The organism is Lacrimispora sp. 38-1, assembly GCF_049890855.1.
Taxonomy (GTDB): domain Bacteria; phylum Bacillota; class Clostridia; order Lachnospirales; family Lachnospiraceae; genus Lacrimispora.
This window is the reverse complement of sequence record NZ_JBANEW010000052.1, coordinates 58,927-75,013: the sequence shown is the minus strand read 5'-3', so window position 1 is coordinate 75,013 and position 16,087 is coordinate 58,927. Positions and strand designations below refer to the sequence as shown.

14 protein-coding genes and 1 tRNA gene are annotated in these 16,087 nt (G+C 44.8%); 12 read left to right on the top strand and 3 right to left on the bottom strand.

Annotated elements, in window-relative coordinates:
- Positions 1-42: 42 nt before the first annotated feature.
- From V7D18_RS11950 to yedF, 8 genes are all read left to right on the top strand, one after another.
- Positions 43-996, top strand: a complete 954-nt coding sequence (locus V7D18_RS11950) for an L-lactate dehydrogenase (RefSeq protein WP_426154501.1) — start codon at positions 43-45, stop codon at positions 994-996.
- A 194-nt stretch (positions 997-1,190) separates the two neighbouring features.
- A tRNA-Thr gene (locus V7D18_RS11945) sits at positions 1,191-1,263 on the top strand.
- Between the two features lie 79 nt (positions 1,264-1,342).
- A complete protein-coding gene (locus V7D18_RS11940) occupies positions 1,343-3,892 on the top strand; it encodes a transglycosylase domain-containing protein (RefSeq protein ID WP_426154500.1) in 2,550 nt (849 codons plus the stop codon).
- 95 nt (positions 3,893-3,987) lie between these two features.
- Positions 3,988-5,448 carry a glutamate--tRNA ligase gene (gltX, locus tag V7D18_RS11935; protein ID WP_426154499.1) on the top strand — a complete coding sequence of 487 codons (1,461 nt, stop codon included), beginning with the start codon at positions 3,988-3,990 and terminating at the stop codon, positions 5,446-5,448.
- Between the two features lie 82 nt (positions 5,449-5,530).
- Positions 5,531-7,363 carry an ATP-dependent helicase gene (locus tag V7D18_RS11930; protein WP_426154629.1) on the top strand — a complete coding sequence of 611 codons (1,833 nt, stop codon included), beginning with the start codon at positions 5,531-5,533 and terminating at the stop codon, positions 7,361-7,363.
- Between the two features lie 16 nt (positions 7,364-7,379).
- Entirely contained in the window at positions 7,380-7,904 is a 525-nt protein-coding gene (locus V7D18_RS11925; protein ID WP_426154498.1) for a cob(I)yrinic acid a,c-diamide adenosyltransferase, read from the top strand.
- Between the two features lie 109 nt (positions 7,905-8,013).
- Complete coding sequence (locus tag V7D18_RS11920; protein WP_117415250.1) at positions 8,014-8,355, top strand: DUF1292 domain-containing protein; 342 nt, start codon at positions 8,014-8,016, stop codon at positions 8,353-8,355.
- Positions 8,356-8,449: 94 nt separating this feature from the next.
- Complete coding sequence (gene yedF / locus V7D18_RS11915) at positions 8,450-9,061, top strand: sulfurtransferase-like selenium metabolism protein YedF (protein ID WP_426154497.1); 612 nt, start codon at positions 8,450-8,452, stop codon at positions 9,059-9,061.
- A gap of 37 nt (positions 9,062-9,098) precedes the next feature.
- Here the strand turns inward: yedF and V7D18_RS11910 are convergent, their stop codons facing one another.
- The gene (locus V7D18_RS11910; protein WP_426154496.1) at positions 9,099-9,674 is read right to left on the bottom strand and encodes a hypothetical protein; all 576 of its coding nucleotides are present in this window, start codon (positions 9,672-9,674) and stop codon (positions 9,099-9,101) included.
- A gap of 101 nt (positions 9,675-9,775) precedes the next feature.
- Here V7D18_RS11910 and V7D18_RS11905 point away from each other — a divergent pair, with 101 nt between their 5' ends.
- Complete coding sequence (locus V7D18_RS11905; RefSeq protein WP_426154495.1) at positions 9,776-11,179, top strand: RsmB/NOP family class I SAM-dependent RNA methyltransferase; 1,404 nt, start codon at positions 9,776-9,778, stop codon at positions 11,177-11,179.
- On the opposite strand, the gene V7D18_RS11900 is transcribed toward V7D18_RS11905, so the two are convergent.
- Positions 11,142-12,065, bottom strand: a complete 924-nt coding sequence (locus V7D18_RS11900; protein ID WP_426154494.1) for an RluA family pseudouridine synthase — start codon at positions 12,063-12,065, stop codon at positions 11,142-11,144. The genes V7D18_RS11905 and V7D18_RS11900 overlap by 38 nt on opposite strands.
- An 87-nt stretch (positions 12,066-12,152) precedes the next feature.
- Between V7D18_RS11900 and V7D18_RS11895 the strand changes: the two genes are divergently transcribed.
- Positions 12,153-12,422, top strand: a complete 270-nt coding sequence (locus V7D18_RS11895) for a U-box domain-containing protein 56 (RefSeq protein WP_117415247.1) — start codon at positions 12,153-12,155, stop codon at positions 12,420-12,422.
- 33 nt (positions 12,423-12,455) lie between these two features.
- Entirely contained in the window at positions 12,456-13,334 is an 879-nt protein-coding gene (locus tag V7D18_RS11890) for a YitT family protein (RefSeq protein ID WP_426154493.1), read from the top strand.
- A 32-nt stretch (positions 13,335-13,366) separates the two neighbouring features.
- Here the strand turns inward: V7D18_RS11890 and V7D18_RS11885 are convergent, their stop codons facing one another.
- Positions 13,367-14,611: a DNA polymerase Y family protein gene (locus V7D18_RS11885; RefSeq protein WP_426154492.1), complete on the bottom strand. Its 1,245-nt coding sequence runs from the start codon at positions 14,609-14,611 to the stop codon at positions 13,367-13,369.
- 113 nt (positions 14,612-14,724) lie between these two features.
- On the opposite strand from V7D18_RS11885, the gene V7D18_RS11880 reads away from it, so the two are divergent.
- Complete coding sequence (locus tag V7D18_RS11880; protein ID WP_426154491.1) at positions 14,725-16,047, top strand: D-alanyl-D-alanine carboxypeptidase family protein; 1,323 nt, start codon at positions 14,725-14,727, stop codon at positions 16,045-16,047.
- The last annotated feature ends 40 nt before the right edge of the window (positions 16,048-16,087 follow it).

Here is a 16,087-nt window from a genome sequence, read left to right as displayed (position 1 = left end):
AGTAACACTATCTATAATAAGAACAGGAGAGTGGCATAAAATATGAGAACAGATAAAAGAAAAGTTGCGCTTGTAGGTACAGGAATGGTGGGAATGAGCTATGCTTATTCCATGCTGAATCAGGGGATTTGTGATGAGCTTGTTTTGATTGATATTAACCGCAAAAGAGCAGAGGGAGAAGCCATGGATTTAAACCACGGACTGGCTTTTTCCGGGTATCATATGAAGATTTATGCAGGAGAATACAAGGACTGTTCCGATGCGGATATTGTGGTGATCTGTGCAGGCGTGGCGCAGAAACAGGGAGAAACGAGACTTGATCTGTTAAAACGCAATGCTTCCGTCTTTGAGTCCATTGTACAGCCTGTAACAGAGTCCGGATTTAACGGAATTTTTCTGGTTGCAACCAACCCGGTGGATATTATGGCCAGGATTACCTATTCTCTTTCCGGTTTCAATCCAAAGCGGGTTCTTGGAAGCGGTACAGCCTTAGATACGGCACGACTTCGGTATCTGCTGGGAGAATCCCTTCGGGTGGATCCGAGAAATGTCCATGCCTACGTCATGGGAGAACATGGGGACAGCGAATTCGTGCCCTGGAGTCAGGCCATGATTGCTACCAAACCTATTTTATCTCTTTGCGGAAGCGGCGGGGAAGATGATATGGTATGCAGGGAAGAGTTAAAGCGGATTGAAGAGGAGGTACGGGGAGCAGCTTACCGGATTATAGACGCAAAGCAGGCAACCTATTATGGAATCGGAATGGCTCTGACCAGAATCACGAAAGCTATACTTGGAGATGAGAACAGTGTCTTTACCGTATCAACCATGTTAAGAGGGGAGTACGGTCAGAATGATGTATATGCAGGCGTTCCCTGTATCATAAACAAGAATGGCATTCAGCGGGTTTTATCCCTGTCTCTTACAGAGGAAGAGATGAAGCAGTTTGGCAAATCCTGCGATACTTTAAGAGAGAGCTTTCAGGGTATTTTATAAAAAAGAAGGCAGGAAAGGATGGGCGGTGCCTGTTCTTTCCTGATCGTTTTCCAGGGTGAATAACAGATATATTAGTGAAGTATTTGTAGAATTTTTGTAGTTTTATGTATATTATAAAAAACTTCTAAAAGACGTTGACAAATAGATTTTCCCATGCTATGATATACGAGGTTCGAGCGACGAACCAAAGAAATGCTGATGTGGCACAGGTGGTAGCGCACCTCATTGGTAGTGAGGAGGTCACGGGTCCGAGTCCCGTCATCAGCTTGTAACAAACGGGAAGTCTTAATCAGGAGACTTCCCGTTTTTGTCATATCATAAAAAGTAAAGATGGAGGCAGGTTATTATGGGGAAGAAAAGCAGGAAGAAAAAAAGTGCATGGAATATATTTTTTCGTCCCATAAAGATCATTCTCTTCGTATTTCTACTGGCAATGGTGATAGGGTGCCTGGCTGGAGGCGTCGTATTTTTAAAATATCAGGATGAGATCATGGCATGCAAGGAAAAGGCTGACTCAATTATAAGCCAGACTTCCAAAACAGACTTCTCACAGCCAATGGATACAAGAGTTTATGATTCAGAAGGGAATTTAATCGGAACCATTAATTCCGGTCACTACGAGTATGTGCCGGTTAAGGAAATCAGCGAAAATCTTCAGAATGCTTACATAGCTCAGGAAGACAGAAGATTCTATAAGCATCATGGAATTGATTACAAAGGGCTTTTAAGAGCCGGTCTGGTTTTCATTAAAAACAAAGGGGTGGCGACGCAGGGGGGCAGCACCATTACCCAGCAGGTGATTAAAAATACCTATTTAACCCAGGAGCGGACCATTCAGAGAAAGATAACGGAATTTTTTGCAGCTCCCCGGATGGAGGACAAGTACTCCAAGCAGGATATTATGGAATTTTACTGCAATACCAATTACTATGCCAACCGGTGTTACGGTGTTTCCGAGGCGAGCCGTTATTACTTTGACAAGGAAGCAAAGGATTTAACTGTCTGGGAAGCGGCAACCCTTGCCGGAATCAGTAATAATCCCTCAAGATATGATCCGGTGGCTCACCCCGACACCTCCAAATGGAAGAGGGATCAGGTAATTGATAATATGGCCCTTTGCAAATTCATAACAAAAGAAGAACAGGAAAATGCAAAGGCACAACCCCTTACGGTTGCCAAAGTTTATGAAGGCGGAACAAAGGAAAATTATCAGACCAGCTATGCCATTCACTCAGCTGTGCTGGAGCTGATGAAGAATGACGGCTTTGTATTTCAGTACGTATTTCCCAATAAGGCATCCTATGATTCCTATAAGGAAGAATATCAGGAGCAGTATCAGGCTAAGAGCGATATGATCCGCAAGGGAGGATTTGAAATTCATACCAGCCTGGATTCCAGACTGCAGGCGGTGCTTCAGGACAATATTGATACCCATTTAAAGGGATTTACAGAAAAGCAGGAGAATGGAAAATTTGCTCTGCAGGGCGCAGCTGTCTGTGTTGACAACCGGACCGGATATGTGGTGGCCATTGTAGGCGGCCGGGGAACGGATGACGAATATAACCGGGGATTTTTAAGCAGACGGCAGCCAGGCTCCACCATTAAACCGCTGATTGACTATGCCCCCGCATTTGAAACCGGTTTTTATTATCCCTCCAGACTGGTGAATGACCATTTGTTTGAAGATGGACCGAAAAACAGCGGAGGCAAATATTATGGAATCGTTTCCGTAAGAGAGGCTTTAAACCGGAGTTTAAATACTGTGGCGTGGCAGGTTCTTACTGATATCGGCGTGGATAAGGGCATGAGTTATTTGGGGAAAATGCATTTTGTCGGCTTAAGCTATATGGACAATGGAAACAGCAGTATGAGTATCGGAGGTTTTACGGAGGGAGCCAGAGTTGTGGATATGGCGAAAGGCTATTCCGTTCTCGCAAATCAGGGGAAATACAGCAATAAATCCTGCATAACAAGCATGAAAAGCCAGTATGACGGAGAGATCTATGAAGGAAGCCAGGCGGATGAAAGAATCTTTACGGAAGACATTGCATATATGGTCACCGATGTGTTAAAGGGAACGCTGGATAAGCCTTACGGAACAGGTTCCGGTCTGGGGCTTAACGTCCCGGCAGCAGGAAAGACAGGAACCACAAACAGCAGTAAAGATACCTGGTTCTGCGGATATACCAGATATTATACTACCGCGATCTGGGTGGGCTATGATAGTCCAAGAGCGATGCCGGGAGTTTACGGAAAGACGTATTCCGGTAAAATGTGGCATGATTTTATGACTGAAATCAATAAGGATCTGCCGCCTCTGGACTGGGATATGCCTTCTACCGTATCACTTTATAATGTGGATTCCAGAGGAGAAAAAACAGATCAGGAAACAGGAAACAAGGATTTATTCTCATCTGTGGCAGAAGCGGCAGCTAAGGCTGATTCAAGAAAATGGAAAGAGGAAGAAGCCCGTAAGCTTAAGGAGTCCCAGGATCAGATGAATCAGGCGGCAGCGGATGCAGCCAGGCAGACACTGGAACAGGCAGCAGCCTCTTTACAGGCGCTTATTGCAGAGTTTAACAGTATGGATTACCGTGACAGCTCCACAGATGATAAGATTGCCTCTGCCAGAACGTTTTTGGAACAGTTAAACGGAACAGAGACTTATGACAGCTTAAAACAGGCTCTTGATGAAGCAGTCAGCCATGTTCAGTCACTTCCCAAACAGGACGATTCTGAGAAACCTCAGGAAATCGGACCTGGTATGGGAAAGCCGAGAGAGACCACAACCTCTGTTTTCCCAGGGGATGAAGACCCGCAATCCGGCGGAGCAGTCGGGGAAGGACCTGGAGATGATGACTCCCAGGTTGAGGCTGTCGGACCTGGAATGGAATAAAAATAGGGTGAAGTCATTGTTTTTTCCAGTTGTTCGTTATATAATGAAATTTGTCTGAAACATCACGAGAATGAAGATATAGGAGTGTGTTTATAATGAATCGAATTAGAACCAGATATGCCCCAAGCCCCACAGGCCGTATGCACGTAGGGAATCTAAGAACTGCTATGTATGCGTACCTGATTGCAAAACATGAAGGAGGAGATTTCCTTCTCCGTATCGAGGACACCGACCAGGAACGTTTTGTAGAAGGTGCTGTGGAGATTATTTATAGAACATTGGAAGAGACCGGACTTGTTCATGATGAAGGACCGGATAAGGATGGCGGAGTTGGTCCTTACGTCCAGAGTGAACGCCATGCTCTTGGAATGTATCTTGATTATGCCAGAATGCTGGTGGAAAAAGGCGAAGCGTATTACTGCTTCTGCACCCAGGAGCGCCTGGATACTTTAAAGAAAACGGTAGACGGTCAGGAGATCATGATTTATGACAAGCATTGTCTTCACCTTTCAAAGGAAGAAGTACAGGCGAATCTGGCAGCAGGAATGCCGTATGTAATCCGACAGAATAATCCGGTTGACGGAACCACCACATTTCACGATGAGATCTACGGAGATATCACCGTTGATAACTCTGAGCTTGATGATATGGTTCTGATTAAATCAGACGGATATCCGACATATAATTTCGCCAATGTAGTGGATGACCACCTTATGGGAATCACCCATGTGGTAAGAGGAAACGAGTATTTATCCTCTTCTCCCAAATACAATCGCCTTTATGATGCATTTGGCTGGGAGGTTCCTGTTTACGTGCACTGTCCGTTAATCACCAACGAGGAGCACAAGAAATTAAGCAAGAGAAGCGGACATGCTTCTTATGAAGATTTAATTGAACAGGGATTTATCTCTGAGGCTGTGGTTAATTATGTTGCTTTACTTGGCTGGTCGCCGGTGGGAAACCAGGAGATTTTCTCTCTGGAAGAATTAATTAAAGAATTCGATTTCCGCAACATCAGCAAATCTCCGGCTGTGTTTGATATGACTAAATTAAAGTGGATGAACAGCGAATATATGAAAGCCATGGACTTTGATAAGTTCTATGAGATGGCAGAGCCTTATATCAAAGCAGTGATAAAAAAAGATCTGGATTTTAGAAAGATCGCCGCTATGGTTAAAACCAGGATCGAAGTATTCCCTGATATAGAAAATCATATTGATTTCTTTGAGGAACTCCCGGAATATGATTGTTCCATGTACTCCAATAAGAAGATGAAGACGGACAGCGAAACCTCTCTTGCACTGCTAAAGGAGATTCTTCCTATTCTGGAGGCACAGGAGGACTACAGCAATGATGCGCTCTATGCAGCACTTTCCGCGTTTGTTTCTGAAAAGGGATTTAAGACAGGCTATGTGATGTGGCCCATCCGCACTGCTGTATCAGGCAAGCAGATGACTCCCGCAGGTGCAACGGAAATTATGGAGGTCCTTGGAAAAGAAGAATCCTTAAATCGAATCAGAAAAGGGATCGAACTTTTAAGCAAAGAGACTTTATAGATAAGAAGTGGAAAGCAGGGGAATGGTATATGACCGGACTCCTGCTTTTTTATTTCACACGGAGGATTACATGAAACAACAAGTGACCTATGAAGGCGCCCAGAAGGAAGCGGTTCTTCACCGGGATGGACCCATGTTAGTGTTAGCTGGACCGGGATCAGGAAAGACCTTTACCATCACACACAGAGTCTGCCACCTGATTGAAGAATATAAAGTGGATCCCTCCCGTATTCTGGTCATCACATTTACAAAGGCTGCAGCTACGGAAATGAAGGAGCGTTTTGATGCATTGATGGGAGAACCTGCCCCTTTCGTCAGTTTTGGAACGTTTCATGCCATATTTTTCCGTATCCTTAAATTTGCCTACCGCTATGATGCCAGGAATATTATAAGAGAAGACCAGAAAACCAGATTTATTAAGGAAGAGATGGACCGCCGCGGTGTGGAAGTGGAGGATGAAGTGGAGTTTGTGACCTCTGTTTTGTCAGAAATCAGTTCAGTGAAAGGGGATATGATTCCGTTGGATCATTATTATTCCAAAAACTGTTCTGAGGAAATATTTAAGCAGCTGTATCAGGGGTATGAAGACAGGCTGAGAAAAGCCTGCTTAATTGATTTTGATGATATGCTGGTGATGTGCCATGAGCTTTTCACCCAGAGAAAGGATATCCTTTCAGCATGGCAGAAGAAATACCAGTATATCCTGGTTGATGAATTCCAGGATATTAACCGGGTGCAGTATGAAATTGTCCGCATGCTTGCAAAGCCTGAGGATAATCTTTTCATTGTGGGAGATGATGACCAGTCCATCTACCGCTTTCGGGGAGCAAAGCCGGAAATTATGCTGGGATTTGAAAAGGATTATAAAAATGCAAAGAAGGTGCTGTTAAATATTAATTACAGAAGCACCAGAGACATTGTGGAAACGGCGGGAAAGCTGATCGCACATAACGAGATGCGTTTTTCTAAAAAAATAGTAACGGAAAAAGGACCGGGGAAACCTGTAGTTACCAGAATGTGGAAGGATCCTCAGGAAGAAACCATGGAAATTGTCAGGGAGATTCTTGATTATGGAAAAGCAGGGTATGGTCTCAGTGATATCGCTGTTATATACCGGACTAATTTAGGCCCCAGACTTTTGATTGAGAAGTTTATGGAATATAATGTTCCGTTTAGCACCAGAGATTCCGTACCTAATTTATATGATCACTGGATTGCCGGGAATCTGGTTTCCTACATAAAAACAGCCCTGGGAGACCGCCAGAGAGCTAATGTTCTCCAGATCATTAACCGTCCAAACCGCTACATAAGCAGGGATTCGCTGGAGGGCAATCCGGTAAACTGGGAGTCTGTAAAATCTTTCTATCAGGATCGTAGCTTTATGGTTGAGCGGATTGAGCAGCTGGAATATGATTTACGGATGATTAAAAACATGGCACCCGTGGCAGCTGTCAATTATATCAGGAAAGCGGTGGGATACGATGATTATTTAAAAGAGTATGCCCAGTACCGGAGAATGAAACCGGAAGAACTTCTGGAAGTGGCGGACCAGCTCCAGGAGAGTGCGGCTGGCTTTCAGACGTTTGACCAGTGGTTTGTCCATATGAAAGAGTATGGGGAAGAACTGAATAACCGGGCAAAGTCAGGTCAGACAAAGTCGGAAGGCGTGGCACTGATGACGATGCACAGCTCCAAGGGACTGGAATACAAAATTGTCTATATTTTAGATGCCAACGAAGGGGTAACGCCTCATCATAAGGCGGTACTTTCCGCTGATTTGGAAGAGGAACGAAGGATGTTTTATGTGGCGATGACAAGGGCAAAGGAACGGCTTCATGTAAATTATGTTACGGAACGATACGGAAAGAAGCAGGAGGTATCCCGCTTTGTAAGGGAGTATCTGGGTAAAAATTAAGGAGGGAATGGAACGTATGGAATCTTGTGTTCACATTTACTGCGGAGATGGAAAAGGAAAAACGACCGCGGCCATCGGCCTGGCAGTCCGTGCCAGCGGATGTAATAAAAGGGTGCTGATTGCCCGTTTCCTAAAGACGGATCATTCCGGAGAGGTGCTGGCGCTTCACTCCCTTTCCGGCATCACAGTCATGCCCTGTGAACGGAGCTTTGGATTTTTTACCAATATGACAGAGGAACAAAAGAAGGAAGCCGGAATCTATTATTCAGAACTTCTTGATGCAGTACTTAAAAAAGCGGCAGAAGAATCCTTTGATCTGCTGGTTTTAGATGAAATTATGGCTGTGTGCAATTATGGACTGGTGGATGAGGATAAAGTACTCCGCTTTCTCTCTGACAGACCGAAGAAGCTGGAAGTGGTGCTCACAGGAAGAAATCCCTCCTCCAGGTTGATAGATCAGGCTGATTATGTATCAGAAATAAAAAAGATAAAGCATCCCTATGACAAGGGCGTAAATGCCAGACGGGGAATTGAATATTAACGTGAAGAATAAGGTCAAAATCCCTTGATTTTTGCCGGATTGTCTGATAGAGTGAAGAAAGGTGTAATGATACACCATAATATTAAGATGGAAAAAGAGAGGTATCAGGATGGCACAGGATCCTAATTTAGAGCGCGATGATATGGAACCCCAGGAGGAGATGACAGTGACACTGACCCTGGATGATGGATCAGAACTGGAGTGCGTTGTACTTACAATTTTCACAGCAGCTGAGAGAGACTACATCGCTCTGCTTCCTATGGAAGGCCCTGAGGCAGAAGAAGGAGAAGTTTATCTGTATCGTTATTCTGAGAAAGAAGACGGACAGCCGGATCTTGCGAATATCGAAGATGACGATGAATATGAGATCGTAGCAGATGCCTTTGATCAGCTGTTAGATGAAGCAGAATATGATGAACTGGTAGGCGAAGACGAGGAAGAAGAGAAATAAGAGAATTAAGAATGAAAAGTCGGGAAAGGTCCGGGATATGGAGCCGGTCCCGGCTTTTGATTTTATTGTATAAAAGGATAGGAGAGATGGAAGCATGGATAAGACAGTTGATGCCAGAGGACTGGCGTGTCCTCAGCCGGTAATAAAGGCAAAGGAAGCCATGAAGGATATGACAGAAGGTACTTTAACCATTCTCGTTGACAATGAGATTGCAGTTCAGAACGTGATGAAACTGGGGAATTATTCAGGGATGAATCCTTCTTCCCAAAAGCTGTCAGATAAGGAATATCAGGTACTGTTTTACATGGAAAAAGGAACAGCTCCGTTACAGCAGAGTGCTTTAGAAGAATGTGTGCCTGACAGCCGAAAGAAAGGTCTGGTTGCTGTGCTTTCCTCTGATCAGATGGGAACCGGCAGTGAAGAGCTTGGCCTCATTCTGATGAAAGGCTTTGTGTATGCCCTGACCCAGTTGGAGGAACTGCCTGAAACCATCCTGCTTTACAATGGAGGAGCCAGGCTGTCAACCGAGGGTTCTGCATCTTTAGAAGATTTAAAGACACTGGAAGCGCAGGGTGTTGAGATTTTAACCTGCGGAACCTGTCTGAATTTTTATGGACTGTCAGAAAAACTCAGCGTTGGTACTGTGACGAACATGTATGAGATAACAGAAAAAATGGCAGGCGCACGCCTGGTTATCAGGCCATAACAGCAGGCAGCTTTCTTCCTGGCAGCATTTCTTTTCTTTATAATCTTTGATATTTCCGCATGATACCAGGGTTTAACACCTTCAAATAAAGCTTATGCAGCAAAAAGGTGTCTGATAAGACAAAGAATATCTCAAGAGCAGAACTGACGATACCGGTCAGGAAAAAGAGAGCCACACAAACCGCTGTGATGATCAGAAGACTCATAAAATAAGAACGATAGGCAGCCTGATTCATGCAGTAAAGTTTCCATATCACCAGATACAGACTGATCAGAAGCGAAATGGAGGCTGCAAAGGACAAAAACACATGAAGAACCGCGTGAAAAGGCTGTGAATCCGGCAGGTATGGAGTGATAACGGCCAGAGCTAAAAGAAGGAGGGCAGAAGTGGTGAATACTGTCTCCTTTTTATTTCTGGGAAGAGTGCGGATAATTCGTTTTAATACATAATAAAAATACGTACCAACGATAATACCCCATAGAAGAAACAGATTTTTTCTGTCTGTCAGACTTCCAAGAACAGAAAAATTAAGGGTAAACCAGTTGGTTCCCCAGGCAAACAATACGGTATAAACAGGGATGATAATATAAGCGGTTATGGATAAAATTGTCATAAGACACCTCCCGGGTATTTCTTTCCTATAGTTTGCCACTAACTTGAAAAAATAACATAGAATAACGGGGATTTTAAAAATAGACAGGAAGAGGAATAAGAATGATTCAGTTACCGGATAAATTTATGGAAAAGATGGAAGGACTGCTGGGGGATGAATACCCTGCCTTTCTAAAAAGCTATGAGGAAGACCGTGCTTTGGGTCTCAGGATCAATCCCTTAAAGGCTGAGCCCCTGGAATTTGTTCAGGATTCGCCTTTTTTGCTTGAACCGGTTCCCTGGGCATCGGAAGGCTTTTATTATAAGGCCGGAGAACGGCCGGGAAAGCATCCATATCATGAAGCCGGCGTTTATTACATTCAGGAACCAAGTGCCATGGCAGTGGTTGAACTTTTAGATCCAAAGCCGGGAGAAAAGGTTCTGGATCTATGTGCGGCTCCTGGTGGTAAAACAACACATATTGCAGGTAAATTAAAAGGAGACGGTTTCCTCTTAAGCAATGAGATTCATCCTGCCCGGGCAAAAATTCTGGCTCAGAATGTAGAGCGTATGGGAATTAGCAATGCCGTTGTTACCAACGAGGATTCCCAATCACTATCCCTTAAATTTCCTGAGTTTTTTGACCGGATTGTGGTGGATGCACCCTGTTCGGGGGAAGGGATGTTCCGTAAGGATGAGGCTGCCAGACTGGAATGGAGCCCGGATCATGTGGCTGTCTGTGCCAGGAGGCAGAGCGAGATTCTCTTTCATGCCGCAGGGATGTTAAAACCCGGGGGAACCATGGTTTATTCCACCTGTACTTTTTCACCGGAAGAAAATGAACAGGTGATGGAAGATTTTTTACTTTCCCACCCCGATTTTTCTGTTGTGGACAGAGGGGAACGTCCGGGGCTTTCCCGCGGAATGGCACTGTGGAGCAATACAGGGGCAGATGAGCTAAAAAAAACGTATCGCATCTGGCCTCACAAGTCAGAGGGTGAGGGACATTTTCTGGCAGTATTAAAAAGAGGCGGGGAAGCAGGCCCTGAGAGAAAGAGGTCCTGTCCATCCTATTTAAAGGATAAATCGGTGTGGAAAGAAGCAGAGGGGTTTTTAAAGGAATTGCTTGTAAAACCGGAAGCTTTTACAGACAGGAAAGAATATATTCTTTTTGGAGAACAGCTCTACCTTCTTCCGCCTGAAATGATCGATTTAAAGGGGCTTAAGGTGATTCGACCGGGACTTCATATGGGAACCATAAAAAAGAACCGGTTTGAACCTTCCCATGCACTGGCTCTTTGCTTAAAAAAGGAGGATGTTCTTCAGTGGGCAGAGATACCGTCAGATCATGAAGATATGGTGAAATATTTAAAAGGGCAGACTCTTTGCGCTCCCTTTTCCTGGCCAGCCAGGCTGGACCAGAAAGGATGGGTGCTTATAGTGACAGACGGTTTTTCCATCGGATTTGCAAAACTGGCGGCCGGAATTCTTAAAAATCATTATCCCAAAGGCCTTCGGTGGATGTAATACCAATAAACTGCATATCTGCCGGAAGGGCGGCTTCAAAAAAAAGAGGAACTCTGGTAACCGGGTGGATGAAATCCAGCCGGAAGGAGTGGAGCGCCTGCCGCTTTATGTGACAGTAATCCGGATTGTAAAGAAAATCACCCGGAAGAGGATGGCCGATGGATTTTAAATGAACCCGGATCTGGTGGGTACGCCCGGTTTCCAGGCGAAGTCCTGCGAGGGAGTGATTGGTAACAGGATCATAAAAAAGGCGTTGAAAAAAGGTCTTTGCAGGATCTCCGTTCACCGGGTCCACACAGCGCTCTATGGTAGAGTCATGGGTCCTGGCAATGGGAGCGTCGATGATTCCTTCCATAGGAAGCTTACCCTGAACAACAGCAAGATACCTTCTGTGAATCTCATGCTTTTTTACCATATCAGACAGAATACAGGCGCTTAGCGGGTTTTTGGCTATGATCAAAAGACCGGTGGTATCACGGTCCAGCCGATTGATTGCACGAAAGGTGAAAGGCTCCTGCTTTTCTTTAAAATACCAGGCCAGTCCGTTGGCCAGGGTATTGTCGAAGTTACCCTGTGAAGGGTGAATGGGAACGCCGGCAGATTTATTGATAACCAGAAGATGCTCGTCCTCAAACCGGATATCAATGGGCATCCTGGCGGGCACAATATTTTCTGAATTTTTCTTATCAGGAAAGGCAATGGTAAGCGTTTCCCCGGATATCAGTCTGTGAGTGGTATATACTGCCATGCCCCCGGCTGTGATTGCATTCTCCGTATTGCGTAAGTGACGGATGAGGCTTTGGGAGTATCCCTGTTCTAAGAGATACCGTTCTATGGTTTTATCGTTTGATGCTTCTGTGATTGTATAATTCATGGTCATTTTCATAAGCCGATTCTATCATGAAGGAACGTGATTGACAAGAAGGGACTTGAGAGTATAATTAATTTGTAAAAGCGGAAAGGGGGATATCACATGTTTAATGAAGAAACGTATGAGGAACTGGAATCAGAGTTTGAGAAAAATCATATTGAGGAAGAAGTAGAAGAGGTTTTGCTTGATCTGGCGGAAGCGCTGGCAGATAAGGGAATTCTGGATAAAGAATTGAATTTGACGGAATCCTATGGTAAGACACAGATCGTTGCAACCGGAATCTGCACGGACGAGGATGGAGAGGTCAGTGTCCTGATTAAGCAGATAAAGATCGGAAAAAAAGAATTTGAGATTAATGATTATTTTCTGTAAAACAATTGGTAGAGAAACGGAGGCAGTATACACATGAAGGGAGACCGTGATAAATATTCCCCAAGAGAGCTTGGCATTGATTTGTTGTGTGATCTTGTGGGAGCAATTTTATTTAATGTGGGAATTTATAACTTTGCTGTAAATGCACAGTTTGCACCGGTAGGAGTGTCAGGTATTGCGCTTATTTTGCGCTATCTGTTCGGACTGCCTATGGGTATTACCAGCATTGTATTAAATATCCCCATTATACTGGTCAGCTATAAACTTCTTGGACGAAGTTTCCTCCTCCGCTCCATGAAAAGTATGCTGATCTTTGCACTGGTTCTGGATTATGTTGTACCCATGCTGCCGGCCTATCAGGGAAATCCTCTCTATGCATCTGCATGTACGGGTATTTTTTCCGGGATGGGTTTAACCATTGTATATTTGAGAAACTGTTCCACCGGAGGGACTGACTTCCTGGTTATGGCGATCAGAAAGATATTTCCCCATCTCACTATCGGCAAGATCTCCCTTGTGGTGGATGCCGTTGTAATTCTGGCCGGCGGACTGGTGTTTCGAAATATCGATGCAGTGATACTGGGTCTGGTTTCCTCCATCGTTACAACGATGGTAATCGATAAAATCATGTACGGTTTAGGAGCCGGCAAGCTGGTATTTGTAGTCACCTCCCATGAGGCGGAGGTGGCCTGTAAAATCGAAGAGGCAACCGGCAGAGGCAGCACTTTCTTAAAAGGGCAGGGCTCTTTCTCCAAAAATGAAAAGAATGTGGTTATGTGCGCATGCAATAACTCCCAGGTTGTCTCTGTCCGCAGGGCGATCCATGAGACGGACAAGGATGCATTCCTCATCATAACTGATTCTAATGAAGTATATGGGGAAGGCTTTAAACCCATAAACGGGCAGTTTTAACTGATTATATTGGCAGCGCGGAACGGAGAACATTATTCTCTCATATGCTTCTCCTTTCCGGCTGCATGATCCACCATCCGGTCCTTTTGTAAAAAACTGGCTCTCTTCACGCTGTCAGTACCAAATTTGCTGCGGATATGATCCACAGCTTTTTCCATCTCTTTCATCTTTCTGGACTGTTCTGATTCAAATAAGTTCATCTGCATATAACCCTCATCTGATATCTTCGTCGTGCGGACTCCTAACAGACGCAGGGGTGTCCTGTCCCAGAATTCTTCCAGCAGCCTGCATGCGTGTTCGTAAATGACACTGGTGGAATCCGTAGGAGAGTTTAACGTGGTCTGATGGGACTGGGTATGAAAGTCCCAATCCTTGATCTCCACACAGACGCAGTCACACATCACATGATCTCTTCGCAGCCTGGCCCCCACTGTCTCGCTTAAGGATAAAAGGATGTAGCGTGCAGTCTCCATGTCTTCCACATCTTTTGACAGAGTGGTGCTGTTCCCGTAGCCTTTATTCGCAGGCTCCCTGTGGGCGACCGGGGAAGAATCGATTCCACATGCATAGTCGTGGATTAAAACCGCATATTTTTCTCCAAGAAGGTGCTTTAAATACTTTACATCACAGGCAGCCAGCTGCCCGATGGTATGAATGCCGATGCTCTCCATCTTCTGTCTGGCAGAATGGCCCACAAAGAACAGCTCTCCAATGGGCAGAGGCCACATCTTGGTTTTGATCTCATGAGCAAAAAGGGTATGGCAGAGATTGGGTTTTTTAAAATCGGAGGCCATCTTGGCAAGCAGTTTATTCGGTGCAATGCCGATGTTCACCGTAAATTTCAGTTCCTGCCAGACTCTCTCCCGTATTAAATTGGCAGTATCAAGGGGAGAGCCGAATAAATGGATGGTTGAGGTCATATCGAGAAAGGCTTCGTCAATGCTGAACTGTTCAATATCCGGAGTATAGTCGGACAGGAGTTCCATCAGTCTTCTGGAATATTCCAGATAGATATCAAAGCGGGCAGGAACCACAGTGAGTCCCGGACATTTGCGAAGTGCCTGGGCGATGGGTTCTCCGGTCGTGATTCCATATTCTTTGGCAGGCGTGGATTTTGCCAGCACGATTCCGTGTCTTGACTGGGCATCGCCGCCTACTGCAGAGGCTATCGTCCGTAAATCAAGGTCTTCTGGATTCTGCCTTAAGCGGTCTGCGGATTCCCAGCTTAAGAATGCAGAGTTTACATCAATATGGAAAATGAGAGGCTCCGTTGACATATCCGATTCTCCTTTTTTCTTTTATTATACCGAAAATATGTTCGGAAAGTAAAGGGGAATAATTAAAAAATACGCGGAATAGGATAAAATAAAGTCAAGGGGGAGGCTCTTTTATGAGGCATGCCAAAGGAATACTCCTGGCAGCAGCAGGACTCGCGCTGTTTTCTCTTATGGGAACATTTGCGGGTAAGCTGGCAGAAAAAGAGACCGTTAAAAACCATACATCAGTGACTTCAGAAGAAGCGGATCATAAAATACCATTGCAGACAACCGATGAACTGAATCTTTATGCCCAGTCAGCAGTATTAATGGATGCCTCGACCAACCGGATTTTATACGGAAAAAACGAGGAACTGGTGCGTCCCATGGCCAGTACTACAAAGATCATGACCTGTATTATTGCTCTTGAAAACGGCAAACTGTCTGATCCGGTTACTGCCACCCAGAATGCGGCGAACCAGCCCAAGGTTCATTTAGGAGTTTATAAAGGAGAAACAATCTATTTAAAAGACCTGCTTTACAGTCTGATGCTTGAGTCCCACAACGATGCAGCCATGATGATTGCAGAGCATGTGGGAGGAAGCAGAGAGGGATTTGCAAAGCTCATGAATCAGAAAGCGAAGGAGTTAGGGTGCAGCAATACATACTTTATTACCCCCAACGGTCTGGACGCAAAGGAAGAAAAAGACGGAGAAATAAAGGAGCATGCTACCACTGCGGCCGATTTAGCCAGGATCATGAATTACTGTATCGGGGAATCTCCTAAAAGCATGCAGTTCCTGGAAATAACGGGAACACAGAATTATTCCTTTACTGATGTAAATGGAAAAAGGACCTTTAGCTGCACAAACCATAACGCCCTTTTAAATTCCCTTGGCGGGGCATTTTCCGGAAAAACAGGATTCACCGGCGGGGCAGGCTACTCCTATGTGGGAGCAGTTAAAAGCGACGGAAGAATCTTTACCATTGCCCTGTTAGGCTGCGGATGGCCGCCCCATAAAACCTGGAAATGGTCCGATGCCAGAAAGCTGTTTCAGTATGGAATGGAACGGTTCCATTACCGGGATGTATATGAAGAAGTAAATCTGCCAAAAGTGCTGATAAATGAAGGAATCCCCTTATCAGGAGGGCTTGACAAGCCGGTTTTAATCGCCTGTGCCATGGCAGATGACAGGGAGAAAAGCATGAAACTTCTGCTGGCAGATGACGAGAAGGTGACTGTGAAGACCAGTGTTCCAAATCAGTTAGAGGCCCCTGTTAAAAAAGGGCAGGCAGTGGGTGTTGTTACATACATGTTAAATGGGAAAACAGTAAAGGAGTTTCCTGTTTATTTAACAGAAGGGACGAAACGCCTGACTGCTGTCTGGTGTCTGAAAAATATTATTTCCCGCTATCTTACCATGCCGGGATTTCCGGAAATACTCGCTTCCTCTTGAAGTTAAATTATGATATACTTGACAAAATACAATTTCCTAC